3 protein-coding genes are annotated in these 4,254 nt (G+C 63.8%); all 3 read right to left on the bottom strand.

The window, feature by feature from the left end:
• Positions 1 to 164: 164 nt before the first annotated feature.
• Genes JaAD80_RS26180 through JaAD80_RS26170 form a run of 3 tightly spaced genes read right to left on the bottom strand, consistent with a single transcriptional unit; the run spans position 165 to position 4,195 of the window.
• Positions 165 to 1,265, bottom strand: a complete 1,101-nt coding sequence (locus JaAD80_RS26180; RefSeq protein ID WP_102298939.1) for a hypothetical protein — start codon at positions 1,263 to 1,265, stop codon at positions 165 to 167.
• A 21-nt stretch (positions 1,266 to 1,286) separates the two neighbouring features.
• Positions 1,287 to 2,492 carry a type II secretion system F family protein gene (locus JaAD80_RS26175; RefSeq protein ID WP_102298937.1) on the bottom strand — a complete coding sequence of 402 codons (1,206 nt, stop codon included), beginning with the start codon at positions 2,490 to 2,492 and terminating at the stop codon, positions 1,287 to 1,289.
• Positions 2,492 to 4,195 (bottom strand): GspE/PulE family protein, encoded by a 1,704-nt coding sequence (locus JaAD80_RS26170; protein ID WP_102298935.1) that lies wholly within the window; start codon positions 4,193 to 4,195, stop codon positions 2,492 to 2,494. The genes JaAD80_RS26175 and JaAD80_RS26170 overlap by 1 nt, the downstream gene beginning before the upstream one ends.
• Between the last annotated feature and the right edge of the window lie 59 nt (positions 4,196 to 4,254).

Genomic DNA, 4,254 nt, shown 5'->3' with positions numbered 1-4,254 from the left:
CTGGCCGCTGCCGGCCGCGCGCGCGGGCGGCTGGCCCGCATGCCAGTGCAGCTGGCCCAGCTTGACTTGCGGCGCCTGGTCCAGCGCCATGCTCAGCAAGCCCAGCAGGCGGCCCGGTTCCGGTGCCTGGCTGGCGATCATGCGCCCCAGGGTCACGGCCACTTTCATGTTCTGCGTCTTGGCCGCGCCGGCGCCAGGCTGGACATGGTATTGCGGTAGCGTTCCTGGTAGGACGCCGTTTCCTGCTGCAGGCGCGCCGTGCCCGCCGCGTCATTGATGCCGCCAAGTAAATTGATCACGCACCACAGGGCCGCCGAGGCGCCGATCAGCGCGCTGGCGCCGTACAGGGTCTTGCGCGCGCGCTGGAAGTGGTAATAGCGGGCCAGCGGCCCAGGCGGGTAGTGGCTGGGTGGCGGATGTTTTCCAAGCAAGGTCAGCAGCAACTCGTCGGCCAGCGCCGGCGTCTGCCGCAAGCCCACGCGTTCGCTGGCCAGTTGCAGGTCGATGAAGTGGTAAGCCACTTCCACGCCGTTATCGCACAGCAATTCGAGCTTGGCGATCTGCGCGGCCGGCGCCAGGATGACCGTATTCAAGACGTCGCCGCGCGCCAGCATGCGCGTGCTGGTGAGAAATTGCCGGGTTTTTTCCGTTTCCAGCGCAATATTCACGGCCACGCCGTCAAGCGCGATGGTTGCCGTCTGGCGCGAGAAGCGCAGCTGGCCCTTCTCATAATAACTTTGCCGCAAGCCGCCCGATTGCTGCGTCACCAGCAGCAGGTGTTCATGCGTGAGCGCCAGTTTTTTCACCAGCGCGATGCTCAGCAGGCTGGTCGAATAAATGCCGGCCACGGGAATGCGCAAGTGTTCCAGCGCTTCCGTCCACGGTTGCAGCAGGGTCGGGTTGGTCAGCGCGAAGAACAGTACCTGGTCGTCGTGGCGGCCCGTGCTTTCGCGGCCCAGCAGGGCGCTGCCCCGGTAGGGCGTGTCGCGGTGCAACTGCAGCTTGCGCCGCTCCAGCAGGGCGCGGCCCGCCTTGCCGCGCACGTGGGGCAGGAGCTGGTGCTGGAAATCTTCCTCGATCAAATCCGTCAGCAGGTAGGCGGGCACGTCGAGCCGCTGCGCCTGCGGGTCTTCCAGCCAGGCGGCAAAGCCGTCCAGCCCCGCCGCGCTGGCCGGAAATGCCTGGCCGGGGCCCAGCGCGCCATGGCGCCAGTCGTAGGCGCACAGGGTATCGCTGGTCAGATAAAGCAATTGTTTGCGGAACACGGCAGCCTCAGGTATCGGGTCTCAAGTTTTAATAGTACTGATGGTGTCGTAGATGGGGCCCAGCACCGACAGCATGATCCAGCCCAGCAGCAGGCCAAGGATCACCGTCATGGCCGGCTCGATCATGGCCTGCACTTTTTCAATCAGTTCCTTCACTTCGCGGTTATAAAAATAGCTGACATTGCGCAAGGCCGTGTCGAGCGAACCCGTGGCTTCGCCCACCTTCAGCATGCGGATCACCAGCGGCGGGAAGATGCCCGTGTGCTGGAAGGCATTGGTGACGCCATGGCCCTCGCTGATCAGCTGCGCGGCACGGCGCAGGCCGGCCGCCACCACCTGGTTGCCGGCGATGCCTTCGGACAGGCGGATGCATTCGAGGATGGTGATGCCGGACGCATACATCAGGGCGAAAAACGTGGCGAAACGGGCCAGGATGATCTTGTGCAGCACGGGACCGATCAGCCACAGCCGCAGCTTCAGGCCGTCGAAGGCGTAGCGCGCCGCTTCGCTGCGGCGGATGGCCGCGCGCAGGCCCAGGAACAGCAGCAGGGGCAGGGCCAGCAGCAGATACCAGTAGTCGATGAAGATATTCGAGACCAATATCAGCACGCGCGTATGCAGCGGCAGTTCGCCGCCCATGTTGCGGATGAAGGCCGTCAGCTGGGGCACCAGGTAGATCATCAGGAAAAACGTCACGGCGGCCACGACGATGGCGACGATGACGGGATACATGATGATCTTGCGCGTCTGCGACGCCAGTTCGTCCTGCCACTTTAAACTTTCCGACAGGTTCTTGAACACCTCGGCGATCCTGCCGCTCTGTTCGCCCGCAAGGATCAAGCTGGTAAACGTGGCGTCGAAGATGTCGGCATGCTGGGCCAGCGCGCCGGACAGGGGCAGGCCGCCCTCGATGCTTTCAATCAGATCCGTCACCACTTCGCGCAAACGCGGGTGGTCGGTGCTTTCGCGCAAGTCGTTCAAGCCTTCCAGGATGGGCACGCCCGCACCCGTCAACTGCTCCATGTGGAAGCAGAAATTGATCAGGTCGCGGCGGTGGATGACCCGCTTGCCCAGCAGCACCAGATGCTGGCCCGTGATCTTGCAATCGATGAGGTCGAGCTGCATGCGGTGCAGGCGCGCCTCCAGGTCCGGCACGTTGGCCGCCTCCATGCTGCCGGGAATCAGGGCGCCGGCGGCATCCATGGCGCGGTAGACATATTGCGCCATCAGCTGAGCCTATCCGTCAGGTCGACCACGCGCGCCACTTCTTCCAGGGTGGTAATGCCTTCCTTCACGCGGCGCATGCCGTCGTCGACCAGCGCATGGAAGCCGGCCGCGCGCGCCGCGCTCTTCAATTCGCGCAGGCTGGCGCGGCGCGCCGTCAGTTCATCGAGTTCGGCATTCATCTTGAGGATTTCCATGATGGCCAGGCGGCCCTTGTAGCCCTGGTGGGCGCAGCGCTCGCAGCCCACGGCGCGGCAGATGCTGACGGGCGCATCATCGGGCTGCAGGCCCAGCAGGCGGCGCTCGAGGTCGTCGGCGATGACCGTTTCCTTGCAATGCTCACACAGCCGGCGCACCAGGCGCTGCGCCACGATGCCGATGATGTTGCCGGCCATGATGTCGGGCAGGATGCCGATGTCGAGCAGGCGCGAGACGGAACCGAGCGCCGAGCTCGTATGCAGGGTGGAATACACCTGGTGGCCCGTCATGGCGGCGGCAAAGGCCATTTCCGCCGTTTCGCGGTCGCGGATCTCGCCCACCAGAATGATGTCCGGATCTTGCCGCATCATCGAGCGGATGCCGTCGGCAAAGCCCAGCTTGACCGATTCGTTGACCGAGGTCTGGCGTATCATGTTCATCGGATACTCGACCGGATCCTCCAGGGTCATGATGTTGACGCTTTCCGTATTGATATGGTTGAGTATCGAATACAGGGTGGTGGTCTTGCCGCTGCCCGTCGGGCCCGTCACCAGGATCACGCCGTCGGGGCGGGCGATCATCAGTTTCAGCAGGTTCAGCTCCGCCTCGGCCAGGCCCAGGGCGTCGAGCGGGACGATGCCCTTTTGCCGGTCCAGCACGCGCAGCACGAAGTTTTCGCCATGCGTGGTCGGCTGCGCCGACGCGCGGAAGTCGATCTGCCGTCCGGAAAACTTGATGCTGATGCGGCCGTCCTGCGGCGCGCGCGCCTCGGCGATATTCATGCCCGACATCACCTTCAGGCGCACGGCCATGGCCGGCCAGTACGATTTGTGCAGGCTGCGGATCTGCCGCAGGATGCCGTCGATGCGGTAGCGGATGCGCAGGAACGATTGTTCCGGCTCGAAGTGGATGTCCGATGCGCCATTTTGCACGGCGTCGGCCAGCAGCGCGTCGATCAGCCGCACCATGGGCTGGCTGTACTCATCCGATGGCGAGGCCATGCTTTGATAGCTGACTTCGCCCGTTTCGATTTCGTGCAGGATGCCGTCGATCGACAGCTCGAAGCCGTAGTACTGGTCGATGGCGCGCGAAATGTCCGATTCATTGACCAGCACCGTGGAAATCGTGATGCCCTTGACCAGCATGGCGCTGATCTGGTCGAGCGCGACGATGTTGCTGGTGTCGGCCATGGCAAGGATCAGATTGTCGGCCTGCCGCTCGTACACGATGGGGAAGACGCGGTAGCGCTTGGCCACGTCCTTCGGAATCAGTTTCAAGGCGATGGCGTCGACCACCAGGCTCGACAGGTCGGCGCTGACCTGCTTCAGGTTTTCGCTCAGCGCTTCGCGCACCGTGGCTTCCGTGACGAAGCCCAGGGTGATCAGCAGCTTGCCCAGCGGCTCGCTGCTGCGCTTTTGCTCGATCAGCGCGATGCGCAGCTGGTCTTCGCTGATCACGCCTTTCTGGATCAGCAGCTTGCCCAGCGGAAGTTTTGCTTGTTCTGCCATGTAATGCTTATTCCTGACGGGTAATGATGATGGGCGCAGGCGGCGCTGCCGCGGCGGAT

This window comes from Janthinobacterium sp. AD80 (genome assembly GCF_002878455.1).
GTDB lineage: Bacteria > Pseudomonadota > Gammaproteobacteria > Burkholderiales > Burkholderiaceae_D > Janthinobacterium.
Note: the sequence above shows the minus strand (reverse complement) of the source record. Positions and strands in the feature narration are given on the sequence as shown.